At 38.1% G+C, this 15,389-nt stretch carries 10 protein-coding genes; 7 read left to right on the forward strand and 3 right to left on the reverse strand.

What is annotated here, in order from left to right; all coding sequences use genetic code 11:
* Positions 1-44 precede the first annotated feature (44 nt).
* Both carB and HDC90_RS07655 read right to left on the reverse strand, forming a co-directional pair.
* The gene (carB, locus tag HDC90_RS07650) at positions 45-2,882 is read right to left on the reverse strand and encodes a carbamoyl-phosphate synthase large subunit (protein ID WP_184465378.1); all 2,838 of its coding nucleotides are present in this window, start codon (positions 2,880-2,882) and stop codon (positions 45-47) included.
* Positions 2,883-3,093: 211 nt separating this feature from the next.
* On the reverse strand, positions 3,094-3,411 hold the full coding sequence (locus tag HDC90_RS07655; RefSeq protein ID WP_184465379.1) for a carboxypeptidase regulatory-like domain-containing protein: 318 nt from the start codon (positions 3,409-3,411) through the stop codon (positions 3,094-3,096).
* Positions 3,412-3,847: 436 nt separating this feature from the next.
* Here HDC90_RS07655 and HDC90_RS07660 point away from each other — a divergent pair, with 436 nt between their 5' ends.
* The 6 genes from HDC90_RS07660 (at position 3,848) to HDC90_RS07685 (ending at position 10,644) form a co-directional block, all read left to right on the forward strand.
* Positions 3,848-4,378 carry an ATP-binding protein gene (locus HDC90_RS07660; RefSeq protein ID WP_184465380.1) on the forward strand — a complete coding sequence of 177 codons (531 nt, stop codon included), beginning with the start codon at positions 3,848-3,850 and terminating at the stop codon, positions 4,376-4,378.
* 577 nt (positions 4,379-4,955) lie between these two features.
* On the forward strand, positions 4,956-7,400 hold the full coding sequence (locus tag HDC90_RS07665) for a TonB-dependent receptor (RefSeq protein ID WP_370576579.1): 2,445 nt from the start codon (positions 4,956-4,958) through the stop codon (positions 7,398-7,400).
* A 132-nt stretch (positions 7,401-7,532) separates the two neighbouring features.
* Complete coding sequence (locus HDC90_RS07670) at positions 7,533-8,177, forward strand: thiamine phosphate synthase (RefSeq protein WP_184465381.1); 645 nt, start codon at positions 7,533-7,535, stop codon at positions 8,175-8,177.
* Positions 8,178-8,236: 59 nt separating this feature from the next.
* Entirely contained in the window at positions 8,237-9,529 is a 1,293-nt protein-coding gene (locus tag HDC90_RS07675; RefSeq protein ID WP_184465382.1) for a hypothetical protein, read from the forward strand.
* 63 nt (positions 9,530-9,592) lie between these two features.
* A complete protein-coding gene (locus HDC90_RS07680; protein ID WP_184465383.1) occupies positions 9,593-10,153 on the forward strand; it encodes a thiamine pyrophosphokinase in 561 nt (186 codons plus the stop codon).
* The gene (locus HDC90_RS07685; protein ID WP_184465384.1) at positions 10,150-10,644 is read left to right on the forward strand and encodes a GNAT family N-acetyltransferase; all 495 of its coding nucleotides are present in this window, start codon (positions 10,150-10,152) and stop codon (positions 10,642-10,644) included. The genes HDC90_RS07680 and HDC90_RS07685 overlap by 4 nt, the downstream gene beginning before the upstream one ends.
* 349 nt (positions 10,645-10,993) lie before the next feature.
* Here HDC90_RS07685 and HDC90_RS07690 read toward each other — a convergent pair whose 3' ends face one another.
* The gene (locus tag HDC90_RS07690; RefSeq protein ID WP_184465385.1) at positions 10,994-13,435 is read right to left on the reverse strand and encodes a TonB-dependent receptor; all 2,442 of its coding nucleotides are present in this window, start codon (positions 13,433-13,435) and stop codon (positions 10,994-10,996) included.
* 330 nt (positions 13,436-13,765) lie between these two features.
* On the opposite strand from HDC90_RS07690, the gene HDC90_RS07695 reads away from it, so the two are divergent.
* Positions 13,766-15,385: a sensor histidine kinase gene (locus HDC90_RS07695; RefSeq protein ID WP_184465386.1), complete on the forward strand. Its 1,620-nt coding sequence runs from the start codon at positions 13,766-13,768 to the stop codon at positions 15,383-15,385.
* The last annotated feature ends 4 nt before the right edge of the window (positions 15,386-15,389 follow it).

Consider the following 15,389-nt stretch of genomic DNA (forward strand, 5'->3'; position numbering starts at 1 on the left):
GTGATTTTTTTACTGGCCATTTTTATTTAAGTTTTCGAAGCAGATTACTTACTCAGATACATCGATTTATCTTTGTAAAGCTTGCGGAAGTAAGGGTCTTCTAAATCTTTGATGAAACGGATGGCCTCACCTGTAGATTTCATTTCAGGGCCTAATTCTTTCGCCACCTCCGGGAATTTCTCATAAGAGAAAACAGGTTCTTTAATGGCATAACCTTTAAGTTTACGAACGATTGTAAAATCTTTCAGTTTTGCTACGCCCAACATAATTTTAGCCGCAATGTTGATGTATGGAACATCGTAAGCTTTTGCAATGAAAGGAACCGTACGCGATGCCCTAGGGTTTGCCTCGATTACATAAACTTTCTCATCCTTAATGGCGAACTGAATGTTTAATAAACCACGAACATCTAATGCTTTAGCAATTTTGATCGAGTATTCTTCCATTGCTTTAGTTACCGTTTCCGATAAGCTGAATGTAGGTAATACGGCGAATGAGTCTCCTGAGTGGATACCTGCAGGCTCGATGTGTTCCATCATACCTACAATGTGTACATCCTCACCATCAGAAATCGAATCAGATTCTGCTTCTTCTGCCCTATCTAAAAAGTGATCGATCAATACACGGTTGCCCGGTAAATCGCCCAATAATTTTACTACTGCTTTCTCCAGGTCCTCATCGTTAATTACAATGCTCATGCCCTGTCCACCCAATACATAACTCGGACGAACCAACACTGGGTAACCTACTTCGTTTGCTACAACAATTGCTTCTTCAGCATTTTCTGCAACACCATATTTTGGATAAGGAATATCTAAATCTTTCAGCAAGTCTGAGAAACGGCCGCGGTCTTCCGCAATGTCCATGTTCTCGAAAGATGTTCCGATAATTTTGATGCCTTTTTCGGTCAGTTTTTCGGCCATTTTCAAGGCTGTCTGTCCACCCAATTGAACGATAACGCCCACCGGTTTTTCCAGATCGATAATTTCGCGAACATGTTCCCAGAATACCGGCTCGAAATATAATTTATCGGCCATGTTAAAGTCTGTTGAAACCGTTTCAGGATTACAGTTAATCATGATCGCCTCAAAACCTGATTCTTTGGCAGCCAATAAGCCGTGTACACAAGAGTAATCGAATTCGATACCCTGGCCGATACGGTTAGGGCCTGAACCCAATACAATTACCTTTTTCCTGTCGGATGGAACAGATTCATTTTCCTCTTCGAAAGTAGAGTAATAATATGGTGTTTTGGCCGGGAACTCCGCAGCGCAGGTATCAACCATTTTATATACCCTGTTTATGCCTAATGCTTTACGGCGGTCGTAAACTTCATCTTCAGTAACATTGCCTAACAACCAGGCGATCTGAACATCAGAGAACCCTTTTTGTTTAAGCGTTACGAAGAAATCTTGAGGGATATTGTTTAGTGAATATCTTTTTAATTCTGTTTCAAGGAGTACAAGCTCCTGAATCTGGTTTAAGAACCATTTGTCAATTTTGGTTACTTTACGGATCGACTCCAAAGGTACACCCATTGCCATGGCATCTTTTATTAAGAACAAACGGTTCCACGAAGCATGCTCCAAACCGTCCATAATCTCTTCTATATTGCGTACCTGTCTGCCATCTGCACCTAAACCAGCGCGGTTGATCTCTAAACTCTGACAAGCTTTTTGTAATGCTTCGATAAAAGTACGGCCAATGGCCATTACCTCACCAACCGATTTCATCTGCAGGCCAAGCTCTTTGTTAGCGCCTTTAAATTTATCGAAGTTCCAGCGTGGTACTTTAACAATTACGTAATCTAAAGTGGGTTCGAAATATGCTGAAGTAGTTTTGGTAATCTGATTTTCAATTTCATCCAGGTTATAACCGATGGCCAGTTTAGCGGCAATTTTTGCAATTGGATAACCAGTTGCCTTACTTGCCAAAGCTGATGAACGCGATACACGAGGGTTAATTTCGATGGCGATAATTTCATCGTCTACCGGGTTAACCGAAAACTGAACGTTACAACCACCGGCAAAGTTGCCGATTGCACGCATCATTTTGATCGCCTGGTTACGCATTTCCTGGTAACAACGATCAGATAAGGTCATTGCCGGGGCAACAGTGATCGAATCTCCTGTGTGAATACCCATCGGATCGAAATTTTCGATCGAACAGATAATGATTACGTTATCGTTGCTGTCTCTCAACAACTCTAACTCGTATTCTTTCCAGCCTAAAACCGCTTTCTCTACCAGTACTTCGTGCGTTGGCGAAGCTTCTAAACCACGTTTCAAAGCGGCGTCGAATTCTTCTTTTTTGTGTACGAAACCACCACCAGAACCACCTAAAGTATATGAAGGGCGGATTACCAATGGGTAACCGATTTCTTGTGCAGCTTCTTTACCTTCTAAAAATGAGTTGGCAATTCTCGATTCTGCAACACCTACACCTATATCAACCATTAACTGGCGGAAAGCTTCACGGTTTTCGGTTTTTTCGATTGCTGCAACGTCTACACCTACCACTTTTACACCGTATTTTTCCCAAACGCCACGTTCTTCAGCTTCTTTACATAGGTTTAGTGCAGTTTGGCCTCCCATTGTAGGAAGTACTGCATCAATTCTAGGTAAATCAGCAGAGTCGATATGCTCTTGTAAAATAACCTCTATTGAATCAACAGTTAGTGGGCGTAGGTAAACATGGTCGCCGATAACCTTATCCGTCATAATAGTAGCCGGATTGGAGTTGATAATAGAAACGGTAATCCCCTCTTCTTTTAAAGAAAGTGCCGCTTGCGAACCTGAGTAATCAAATTCGCAGGCTTGGCCAATAATAATTGGTCCAGATCCGATAATCAGTACTGAGCGTATGGAAGTGTCTTTAGGCATGATAAAGCTTAAACAATAATTAAAATTCTAAAGTGTTGGTTCTTTTGAAACCCTGAAAGCAACGAGATTTTGTGCTTGTAAGAAGAAAAATCCCAACTGTTCTGTCGGGATGCAAAGATACATCTTTAGATGTGATTTTAAGCCGTTTTTTTTAAAATAAAAAAGAGCACTATTTGGGCGCTCTTTTTAGATTTTTCTTCTGAGAAATAAGCTACTGTTGTAATTTAATTTCGCCTAAGTCTGTAGTCGCGCTATCTTTTACGGCAACCTTTTCTATTACAGCATCTTTATATGGTGCATTGGCTTTTACCACAACGGTATAAACGCCTTCTTTGAGGTTAGTAAAAGTAAAAACACCTTGATTAATCTGCGCTTTTAGCGTGTCTGTCGCCGCTACAAGCGAAACAGCAGAAGCCGCATCACTTGGTGTAATTTTCCCTATTATCCCACCCAGTTTAATATTTGTAAAGGCAATTGAACCTAAAGCAAACACAATAAGAAGAGATAATACAACACATAACTTTTTCATGGTATAACGTTTTAGTTGTTGATGTCTTAAATAGGTAACGGCATTTAGTACAAATAGTTTTAAATAGTGAACACTATTTTTCTGATTGTACTATAAATTATACATAGATGTAAAAACCAAATGTACAATTTTATTGTAAATGTTAATTATTGTTAAAAGAATTTCGTAAAAATGGCGTTGTGAGTCAGAATTAAGTCACGAAGTTGTGATGATCGAAATATTGGCAATAATGTTGTAATAAGCTCAACATATATACGTTTTGTATATACTTTAGACAATGATCTAAAGCTTCCTCCGCGGATTAGTTACCCGCCATGAGGATTTCTTCATAAATAGTTTGTTTGGTTTATTATCCGGTTAGAGGAGCCCTCCTCAACCGGATTTTTTCTTTTAAGGCTTTTTCTTTTACATTTGACTGTATTCAAGAAAACATATCGTGAATAAAAATATTAAAAAGATTGCTATTGTTGGTCCGGAAAGTACGGGAAAATCTACTATATCTCAATTGCTGTCCAAATACTATAAAGTTTCGTGGGTACCAGAGTATGCCCGCTATTACTGCGAAAACCTGGTTGCAGATTATACCCTACAAGATGAAGTGAATATGTACTACGGACAGGTAGCGCTAGAGGATGCCATTTTAGTGACTACCGAAAACGATTTTATTATTTGCGATACCACTTTTATTACAGTAAAGATATGGAGCGATGAAGTGCTTGGTGAAACTCCCCAGATTGTGTTAGATGCCTTGCCGAAACGACCATACGACCTGTACCTGTTAATGGATATCGATTTGCCATGGCAAGACGATCCGCTTCGCGATTTCCCCGATAAGCGCGAATATTTTATGCAGGTTTGGCATAACGAACTCCGCGCCTTAAATGCGAACTACAAAGTAGTTGGTGGTTTGGGTAATGAAAGGGTAGCGAATGCAATTAAAGCCATTGATGATTTTTTGGACCTGTAGTTTAGGAATAAGGAAAGTGGGGCTGAAAATGCCAAAAGCTCAGGGCCGCTCATTTCCAATTAACAATAAAATATTTTTCTTTTTAAGAAATGGGACTGGGCTGCCGCTACTGTCGGATTTACTGAACAAGGGCTGTTACCATGGTGCCCCCAACAGTTGCCCTGATGGAACTTTTGGTTAATTTGCTATTGATAGCTGTAGCTGCCAGGCACACAGAAACCCTCATTTTCCAAAGCTAAAAAACTGATCTTTCCATTGTGTTGTCAGTTTTTTTCCTAATTAACCCGCCAATACATTAAAAAACATTCGAATTGCTAAATATTTTCTACATTTGCCCTATCATTAGGGGTGCCTTGTTTAAATAAACACAAAAACAGGCTGAGATCATACCCATTTTGAGGTAAAAGGTAGAGGGTAAAAAGGTAGAGGGTAAATCCCATCAGCCTTAAAACCTTTCAGCCATCAACCTCGAATGCACCTGATCCGGGTAATGCCGGCGTAGGGATTGGAGTTATGGAAGTTTAACTGAAAATCGGCAATGCCCCTTTCCGATGAGTTTAACTAAAAAACAATAAAATTGAAGAATTTACTTTTTGCAGCGCTTGTTGCAATGTTGCCCTTCTTTGTATCGGCACAAATTTCTGTTACAGGTAAAATAACAGATCAAAACCAGCAGCCTCTTGCAGGTGCAACCGTTAAATTAAGAAATCAAAAAACAGCAGTTGTAAGTGATGCCGCTGGAAATTATAGCATCACCAACCTTGTTAACGGAAAATACACTATTGTGGTAAGTTATGTAGGCTATAGAACAATTGAAAAGGCTGTTGAACTTAAACAGAATGCTAGCGTAGATTTTAGCCTTTCGCCGCAAAATTTCTTGGCAGATGAGGTAATTGTTCGTGCAACACGGGCGACAGAAAAATCGGCCACTACCTATAAGAATATTGGCAAAGAAGAAATCCAACAGAATAACTTCGGACAGGATTTGCCTTTTATTCTTCAAAATACACCTGGTGTTGTGGTTAATTCTGATGCTGGTGCCGGTGTGGGTTACACAGGCATCCGTATCCGTGGGAGCGATAATAGCAGGATCAATGTAACGGTTAACGGCATTCCGATAAATGATAGCGAAAGCCAAGGCACGTTTTATGTAAACATGCCCGATTTTGCCTCATCTGTAGATAACGTACAGATCCAGCGCGGTGTAGGTACTTCAACCAACGGTGCAGGTGCATTTGGTGCAAGTTTAAACATCCAAACTACCGCAAGCGAAACGGAACCTTATGCCGAAGTAAACAGTACTTACGGGAGTTTCAATACCTGGAAGAATACCGTTAAGGTTGGAACAGGATTGATTAATAACCGCTTTAGCTTTGATGGTCGTTTATCAAGAATCAGCTCTGATGGTTATGTAGACCGCGGTTCGTCGTTGCTTAAATCATATTTCCTATCTGGTGCTTACCACGGAAATAAGGACTTGTTGCGTGTAAACGTTTTTTCAGCAAATGAGAAAACCTATCAATCTTGGAATGGTATTCCGCAATCACGTTTAGAAAATGATGTAGCCGGAATGAATGCCTATATTGCCAGAAATGGATTGGGTGCAGAAGATGCCGCAAACCTTTTAAATTCGGGCAGAACTTATAACAGTTTCTTGTACAATAACCAAACAGATAACTATACGCAGAACCATTACCAGTTAATTTATGCCAGGCAGTTTTCTGATCAGTTTTCTTTTAATGGCGCCTTACATTACACCCAGGGCCAAGGTTATTATGAAGAATACAGGGTACAGGATAAGTTGAAAAATTATGGTTTAAATCCGGTCGTTATCCCTGGCGGAACTCCGGTTACCGAAACAGATTTGATCCGCAGGCGCTGGTTGGATAATGATTTTTACGGTATTACTTACGCTTTCAATTATGTGCCTGAAAAGAATTTAAACTTTACTTTAGGTGGTGCCTACAATGAATATAAAGGCGCACATTTTGGACAGGTAATCTGGGCACAATATGCATCAAATGGAAATATAGACAGGCATTATTATGATAATGACGGTTTCAAAACCGATTTTAACGTTTATGGTAAGGTAAACTACAGTCCTGTTGAAGACTTAAGTCTATTTGCCGACCTACAATACCGCCGGGTGTATTATGATATTGCCGGAACAGAAAATAAGTTAAACACATTGGCCATCAACCAAACCTTAAATTTCTTTAACCCTAAATTTGGTGCCACTTATTTTATTAATCCACAAAGTAATGTATATGCCTCATTCAGTGTGGCCAACAAAGAGCCTAACCGCGATGACTATACCGATGCTGCCGTTGGTATTTCGCCAAAACCCGAACGTTTAAATGATGTAGAATTAGGTTACCGGTTTAAAAACGATAAATTTAATGTCGGCGCAAATGCTTATGGTATGTTTTATAAAAACCAATTAGTGGTTACGGGGAAAATAAACGATGTGGGCGGAAATTTCCGTCAGAATGTAGATAGAAGTTACCGTTTAGGGATTGAGGTAGACGGAGCTTACACCATTAGCCAGCAATTTGCATTAAATGCCAATGCGGCCTTGAGCAGAAACAAAATCAAGAACTTTACCGAATATTATGATGATTATGATAATGGTGGACAGGTAGTAAACAATTATAAATTAACCGATATCTCTTATTCTCCAAATGCCGTTCTTTTTGGGGAGCTGGTTTATAAACCTATTAGTGGTTTTGCTGTAGCCTTACAGAGCAAATATGTTAGTAAACAATATCTGGATAATACGCAGAACAACGATAGGACCATTAACGGCTACTGGGTAAGCAATGCGCGTTTAGGCTACGATTTTAAATTTGCAGGCGTTAAAAACGTTAACCTGGGTTTATTGGTAAACAATATTTTCGATAAGAAATATGAGAACAATGGTTATACTTATGGCTACCAGGCAGGTGGAAGCAGGGTAACCGAAAACTTCTTTTATCCACAAGCAGGAACCAACTTTTTACTAAGCTTGAACGTTAAGTTTTAAGAAAGGCCAAAGCTAAAAGACTAAAGATTAAAAATACTAGGATCGTCATTGCGGGATAGGCTTGCAATGGCGATTTTATTTATCTTGCCTCCTGATCTTAAAAACTTTTAATCTCAACAATCCTGAACCAGAATGAAATACATCGAAAAGCTCCAGTATATTACCCACGATATCCCACACCTCTCGCACATTGAACAGGTGCAACTGGCCTGCGAGGCCGGTGCAAAATGGATCCAGTACCGTTGCCTGAGCAAAAATGATGAGGAACTTTTACAGGATATTAAAGCGATAGCCGAAATCTGTGATGATTGGGGTACCACTTTAATCGTTACCAATCATATTCATTTAAACGGAAAGGCCGATATCCAAGGTTTTCATATGGAAGATATGAATGCTGATTTTATTGCCCTGCGCAAACTGGTTGGTAATGATATTACCCTTGGTGGATCTGCAAATACAGCAGAAAATTTAATCAGACTTGCCCGGGAAGGGGCAGATTATGCTGGCTATGGTCCATTTGCTGAAACTGAAACCAAACCCAATAATTACGCGTGCTTAGGTATAGAGGGTTATCAGTATATAATAAAAGCATTGAAGGCTCAGGCCATCAGCATTCCGGTATTGGCTGTAGGCGGGATAAAAACTTATGACGTAGAAGCTTTAATGCAAACTGGTATTTACGGCATAGCCGTTGCCGGGGCCATTAATTTTGCGGATGATTTTATTGAAGCCTATCATGATTTTTACACATTAGTTAAAGAAAGTGCTGTTAATTAACATTTTATAATTTGAAGCGAGTAAGATAATCTTTAGTTTTGGATAAAACCCATCTAAATATGTCTGAAAACGCTCTTCAAACCAATGCGCCCTGGAACAGTTATAAAAAAATCTCTTTCAGGTTCTTTTTCATTCTCTTGTCTCTTTTCATCATCTTGAATAATAATGGAGCCTTTACGTTCCTATCGAGTGTTCTGCAGTTACCAAACCTGGTATTGCACGATTTTATTCCTTGGTTCTCTAAACACATTATCCGCTATAATTACGATTTTACCATTTACACTAACGGCAGTGGCGATACCTCTTATGATTGGGTATTGCTGCTCTTTATATTTTTGGTATCGGTAATTGGTTGCATCATTTGGTCAGTTTTAGACCGCAAACGCAAAAGCTACAATGCCGCTTATTACTGGCTTGTGGTACTGGTAAGGTTTTATCTAGCCTTTACTTTGCTACTATACGGCGCTATAAAAGTAATCAAACTCCAGTTTCCTGATCCTTCATTAATGAGGTTGCTTCAACCTTTTGGAAACGCATCTCCAATGGGCCTCGCCTGGACCTTCCTCGGTTTTTCAAAAGGTTATAATATTTTTATGGGTATTATAGAAGTTTCAGCCATCATGCTTTTGTTCCGGAGAACGGTTATTGTGGGTGCCTTTCTATCTCTGGCCGCAACGGCACATGTAATGTCGATGAATTATTTTTTCGACGTTCCTGTAAAACTACTCTCAACCGCACTTGTGGTGATGTGCCTTTTTATTTTGGCCCCACATTTCTTAAAATTATATCGCTTTTTTATCAGATACGAAAGTCAGCAGCTCGAAAAAATGTATCGCCCAACGTTTAAAAAGCGATGGCTTTACTTTACTGCTTATGGTGCAAAATATCTGTACATTATGGCTTCGCTGGTATTCTTGATCTCATCATTAATTGAACAAAGGAAAGCTTATGGCAGTGCGGCGCCTAAGCCATTTATGTACGGCATTTATAATGTTGAAAGCATGAAAGTTAAAGGTGAAACCTTAGCGCCTTTAACTACTGATAGTACGAGATGGAGACAGATGATTATCAATTATTCGGGGTATGCACGGATAAAGAAGATGAACGACAGTTCCGCTAATTTTACTACTGTTTTTGATCAGAAGAAAAAAGAACTGATACTGAAATCAACCGATAAAGACTCCACTAATTATGTTCTAAACTATAATTTTATCGGAAAAGATAGGTTGATTCTATCGGGCCTAAAAGAGAAAGACTCTATACTGGTCAGTTTTAAGCGAAAAAACCTTAAAGATTTTAAGCTCATCAATAGGGGATTCCATTGGATAAGTGAATATCCGTACAATCGTTAATCATTTTACGCCTGGCTGATTCTTCTTATACGGTACTTAAAGTGAAATTTATATATTCGCAGTATGTCTTCACACCATATTGTAAAAGAAAAACAAGAGCCAGCTTTATACATCGATGAGCTTGGGAATTTTAACGAAGAGCTTTTAGGGCAACTGCTTGAATGGTGCCCTACGCTTTTAGTTAACGGAGAAAATTACGATAAGATTTTTTCTTTAGGTTTAAAGGTAGATGTACTGGTAAATGGTAACGGGCAGGAAGCGCAGGAAGATACAAAGGTTGTTCAGGGGCCTGTTGATGCTTTCATGGTGGCCGTAAATTATCTGTATGAAGAGAAATATCCTGCGGTAAATGTAATTGCAAAGAAATTCGATCTGGAGAAATTTGCAGGATTTGAAGACAAAATTAACCTGGTTGTATTTACCGAAAGAGCAAAGCACTATCCCATAAAATCGGGATTCTCGGTTTGGAAACCTGCGGGAAGCGAATTCTTGATCCATGGTAACCGATACATCGAAGTAACTAACCTTGAGCAGAATGAGGAAGAAATTTTTACAGTGGTTAAAGATGGCTTTGTAGAATTTACCTTTTCAGGCCAACCAATTTTTATTAGCGAACCTATATGATTACCCTCAGAAAAGCAAAAGAAGAAGATATAGAAATTATCAGGGATATTGCTGCGGCAACCTGGCCATCAACCTACCTCGATATTATCGGGCAGGCACAGATTGATTACATGTTGAACAAAATGTACAACAAAGGAGAACTACTGAAACAATTTATGGAAGGGCATGTTTTCCTGATTGCAGAAGAGGACGAAAATCAGTTCGGTTTTGCAGGATATTCTATTATTGGACATGAAGCGCGTATTTACAAGCTGCATAAACTTTATGTATTGCCGTCTGCACATAGCAAAGGAGTTGGAAAAATCTTAATCAACGAAGTTTTTAACCAGGTGAAAGATGCAGGAGGAAGCGCTTTACAATTGAATGTGAACAAACATAATAAAGCCAAAGATTTTTACCTGAAAGGCGGTTTTACCATTAAAGAATCGGTAAAACTTGATATAGGTGATGGTTATTTTATGGATGATTATGTAATGGAATATAAGTTTTAATTACCTGCGGGCCGTCCTCCTGAACTTGTTTCAGGATCTCATAGCAGGATAGATGCTGAAATAGATTTTACTTTGTAGCCTCCATTAAATTTGTTACGTTGAGCTTAGCTTGTACTGGGGCTTGACGAAGTATCAAAACGCCCGAGACAGGTATAATGGCAGGCTCTTCAATAGGCTACTATTAATATTGATTTTTATACAATAAATTCCCTCAGGATGATAATTCTATTTATGATAGGTATAGTCAAATCGTTTCGACTGAAGTGCAGTCCCGAATATTTAGGAGAGAAATCTTTTACCATAGTTCAAAGATTTCTCCACTACGGTCGAAATGACGATAAAATCACCCTTAATTCTTCATCCTTCCTTGTTCTGCCTCGGTGCCTATTGAGCGACGACGAGCTGGTTTGATTTCATTTTTCCCAAAACGATAGGTAAAACTGATTCGGCCAATGCGTGATTCGTTTTTTTGATGTACCGTGTAAGTTAAGCCGGGATAGGCACTTGATAAATTGTTTTCAGATATATTAAATACATCTGATAAGGCCAGCTTCAAACTTGCCTTTTTGTTGAACAGCGATTTGCTCAAACCCGCATCAACATAATAACGGGCCTTTAAGCTTAAGGTACCATAATCAAGCGGTGATTCGTAACTGCCATTTATTTCTGCCGTAAAACCATCCATAATGGTAAAGGTTTGTTGCGATTTAAATTGGAAAGAGGTTTTTCCGGTTTTTAAAGCGCTCCCGGCCAAATCTGGCGATTTGAAACTGAGGTAAAAAACATTTAAGTTATTATTGGTCTGCCACCATTTCGTAATCTGAACAGGTACGTTTAAATTGGCATTATAGCTAATGTTGGTGGCAATATTTGCATTGGTTTGATATAACGATTGGGTTGCTGCATCGGGCAGAATTACCTCTGCAATTACATCATTAACCCTGCTATAGCCTATTGAGAGCATGTATTTTTGCAATAGCGTATAACTAAGCTCAAAATTGTGTGTATACTGTGGGTTTAAAAAGGGATTTCCTTTGCTATAGGTAAATTCATCCAAGTAATAAATAAAGGGATTTAAAGCATCATAACTTGGCCGGTCTATCCTTCTGCTATAAGAAAAACCCAACTGATTGTTTTTTGAAAGCGTTTGCTGAACAAACAATGTTGGAAAGAAATCCCAGTAATTTCTTTCTACAACATTGTTTTTGGTAATCAAATTTCCTTTCGAATTGGTTTGCTCAACCCTTAAGCCAATCTGTACGCTGGTATTTTTAAACTGTTTATTTATATTGGTATAAGCCGCATTTACATTTTCATCGTATACAAATTGATTGCTGCGTTTTACATCGTTCTGCCAGGCATTATTTACGAACGCTTCTGCCTGGAGATCGTTATCCGTTTTAACCCAGCTGCTTTTAACCCCAGCTTCGAGTTTAACCGTTTTGTTAAGTGATACATTATAGTCGACTTTAAATGCTTTAATATCGATTATCGATGGAGTGTTGTTCCGGGTATACCTGATCGGGCGGATTCTGTCTCCATTGGGAAACCGATAATCGTTTTCATAATTAGAACCATCGTTTCCTTTGTATTTAGAATAATCTACATCTGCCGAGATTTCTGAACCGGCGGTATCCAGAACCGATTTATAATTTAAGTTATAAGAAACATTATTGTATTTGTTTACCTGCAATGAATTGGTTATCAGGCTCGAATCTACCTGGTTGAAAGATGGGCCAATTAAAGTATTGTTTCCCGCAGCTTCATTTCCATGATTAAAGTAGCCGTTTACCAATATACCAATGGTATTTTTCTTATCGATAAAGTAATCTAAACCTGCTTTAAGGTTATTGTTATATTGTTTTCTTTTGCTTTCACCTACCTGCATAAAGTAAATGTCGGGTGTACCATTCGAAATCCGGTCGATAGCGATCAGGTTATCACGCTCAAACTTACCATAGTTGTAGTTACCAAAAAGATTAAGTTTCTGTGTACGGTGGTTCAGGTTTAAACCCGCATTTGCCCTTAGGTTTTTACCATATCCTAAAGATCCGTTTATACTGCCGTTTGTTCCGCCATTTTTGTTTTTCTTCGTTTTGATGTTGATAATGCCCGAGTTGCCCGAGGCATCGTATTTTGAAGAAGGATTGGTAATTAGCTCAATGCTTTCGATTTCAGAGCTCTGCATATTGCGTAGCAGGTTGGCCACATCGGCACTACTCATATAAGTCTGCTTGCCATCCAGTTGAATCAGAACACCCTGTTTGCCCATCATCGAAATCTTATCATTCTGATCTACCGTTACGCCTGGTGCTTTTTGCAAAACCTCCAACGCAGTAGAACCTGTCATGATCGAACTATTGGAAACATTCATCACGATCTTATCCATTTTTCTCTCGATTAATGGTTTAGTTACAGCTACATTCACTTCTTTTAAGTTTTGAGTGCTTGCGGTAAGCTGTGCGGTTCCGAAATCTACCTTTTGATTATCTTCTGTTAAAACGATAGTTTTACTTTTAAGCGTTTTATAGCCCATGTTACTGGCTTTATAATAGTAGCTCCCCTTGCCCGAAACATTAAAATTAAATGCGCCGTTCGGATCTGTAAATGCTGTTTTGACCACGCTCGAATCGGATGCTTTAAAGAGCACAACCGTAACGTAATCTGCAGGTTTTTTGGTTTCATCTAAAATTACGCCACTGATATTCGGTTTAGAATTTGTTTGCGCAAAACCCACTGTAATGGTAAAAAGGAAAGTAACAATAAGTGATATTTTGTATAATGTTTTCATTTTTAGGTGTTTATTCTTAAAAAAATGGGCAAAAAGATTTCTATACCGCATGTGCATGCGCTTTCAATTTAATTGCTTGCTTATTTTAAAGTTTAGCCCGGAAACGAAAGGTTTCCGCTTGTTTAGTTATAGGTAAGACGACCGTTTTTTAAAAAGGTTACAGGGATTTTGAAAAAGTTGGAAGTTGCGTTATTTAAAAAATTCTCCATAGTCAATATTCAAATACTGCGCAAAACAATACATCTGCTATTTCAAACACTGCCTTTACTGTTTTATGGTTTTAGTTTTGTTATTATTGCTACAAGTTTGATGAAAATTAAACTTAACGTTATGAAAAAGATCATCTTTATATTTCTCAGCTTCATTGTTGCGGTATCTACCGTAAATGCACAAAAAGACATCAACTTTAATCACACATATCCTGCAGGAGGAAAACTGCTCATGTGTGTAGATAGTGCAGCCAAAAATGTTTTTTACGCCATAGGGTTTCCAAATCAACCTTATACATCTTTCAATTTCTTACCCGAAGTCCACAATGTAAGTGTCTCGATTAATTTTAGAAAAAATATTAGTATACCAAACTACCGGTACACCATCTTAGTGGATAATAAACCAATTGTGCTCAATAAGTCAATCGACATGTCGCAACTGAAAGATACCCATGCCGAGGGCGATGAGGAATTATTTAGTACAACAACACTTGGTATCTTCCCTATAAAAGATAAAATCATTACAATAATAACTTATGACATTAAAAAGCCTCAGGATGTCTACAAAACTATTTTTTATGGAAAGCCTATTCCCAAAGCTAAAATCAAAGCATTTGGAAAGCGTTTTATAATTGAAAAGGGCGTTGACTACAGCTACATAACCGACCCAAAAGAAAAAACAAACCTTAATCTCACGAAAAAAGATGACGAACTAACAATTGTAAAAAACAGAACAGATATTGATTATCTCTACTACACCACAATAAAAGACAAGCAAACCAATAAAATAATTTTCGAATCAACTACCTGGAAATATGGTGGCATCATTGATGAAAAAAATGAGTCTTTACCTGAAATAAATATCGACAAGAACATTTTCAAAAAATCGGGAGATTATGAAATTATTATTCAGCCATCAATTAATTGGACTAATTGCCTTAATTGCGATATTTCACCAAAAGAAACAGAACAATACGTAACTAGATATACACTTTCTATCACTTTAGAGGAAGAAAACTATACCAAAAAAGAACTTTTTATATATGCATTTATAGTAGCATTTTCTATTGGATTAATCTTTCTTATTATCCTTTACTTTATCAAAAAAAGAAACAAAAAAAGGTTAGCAGAACAAGAGCAGCAAAAAAACACGGCAAAGCTTCAGCTTAACTCCATCCGTGCGCAATTAAACCCTCATTTTCTGTTTAACGCACTCTCTGGCATTCAAAATTTAATGAACAAAAACGAAATAGACAATGCCAATAAATACCTGTCTAAATTTGCCCGCTTAACCCGCAATGTACTTGATGATAAGGAACTGATTAGTTTATCACAGGAAAAAACTTTATTAGACGATTATCTGCAAATGGAACAACTGAGGTTCGGTTTTAAGTACGAAATTAACCATTCCGAAAACTTAGATCTAGATAACATAGAAATACCAAGCATGCTGCTACAACCTTTTGTTGAAAATGCAGTGAAGCACGGCATATCGAAAAAAGCTATTGACGGAAAAATTGTAATCACATTTACCAAGCAGGCAAATGATTTGGTGTTAACGGTTACCGATAATGGAAATGGATTTGACACAGAAAAAAAGAACGATGGTTTAGGTCTTCAATTAAGCAACAGTAGAATAGCACTCTTAAATAGTATTTATAAGGAAAATCGCTTTACTTTAGTGATACAATCAAGCACTAATGGCACTAAAATAAGCTTAACATTAACCGAGTGGCTATAACATT

The sequence above is a fragment of the Pedobacter sp. AK013 genome (genome assembly GCF_014205835.1).
Taxonomy (GTDB): Bacteria; Bacteroidota; Bacteroidia; order Sphingobacteriales; family Sphingobacteriaceae; genus Pedobacter.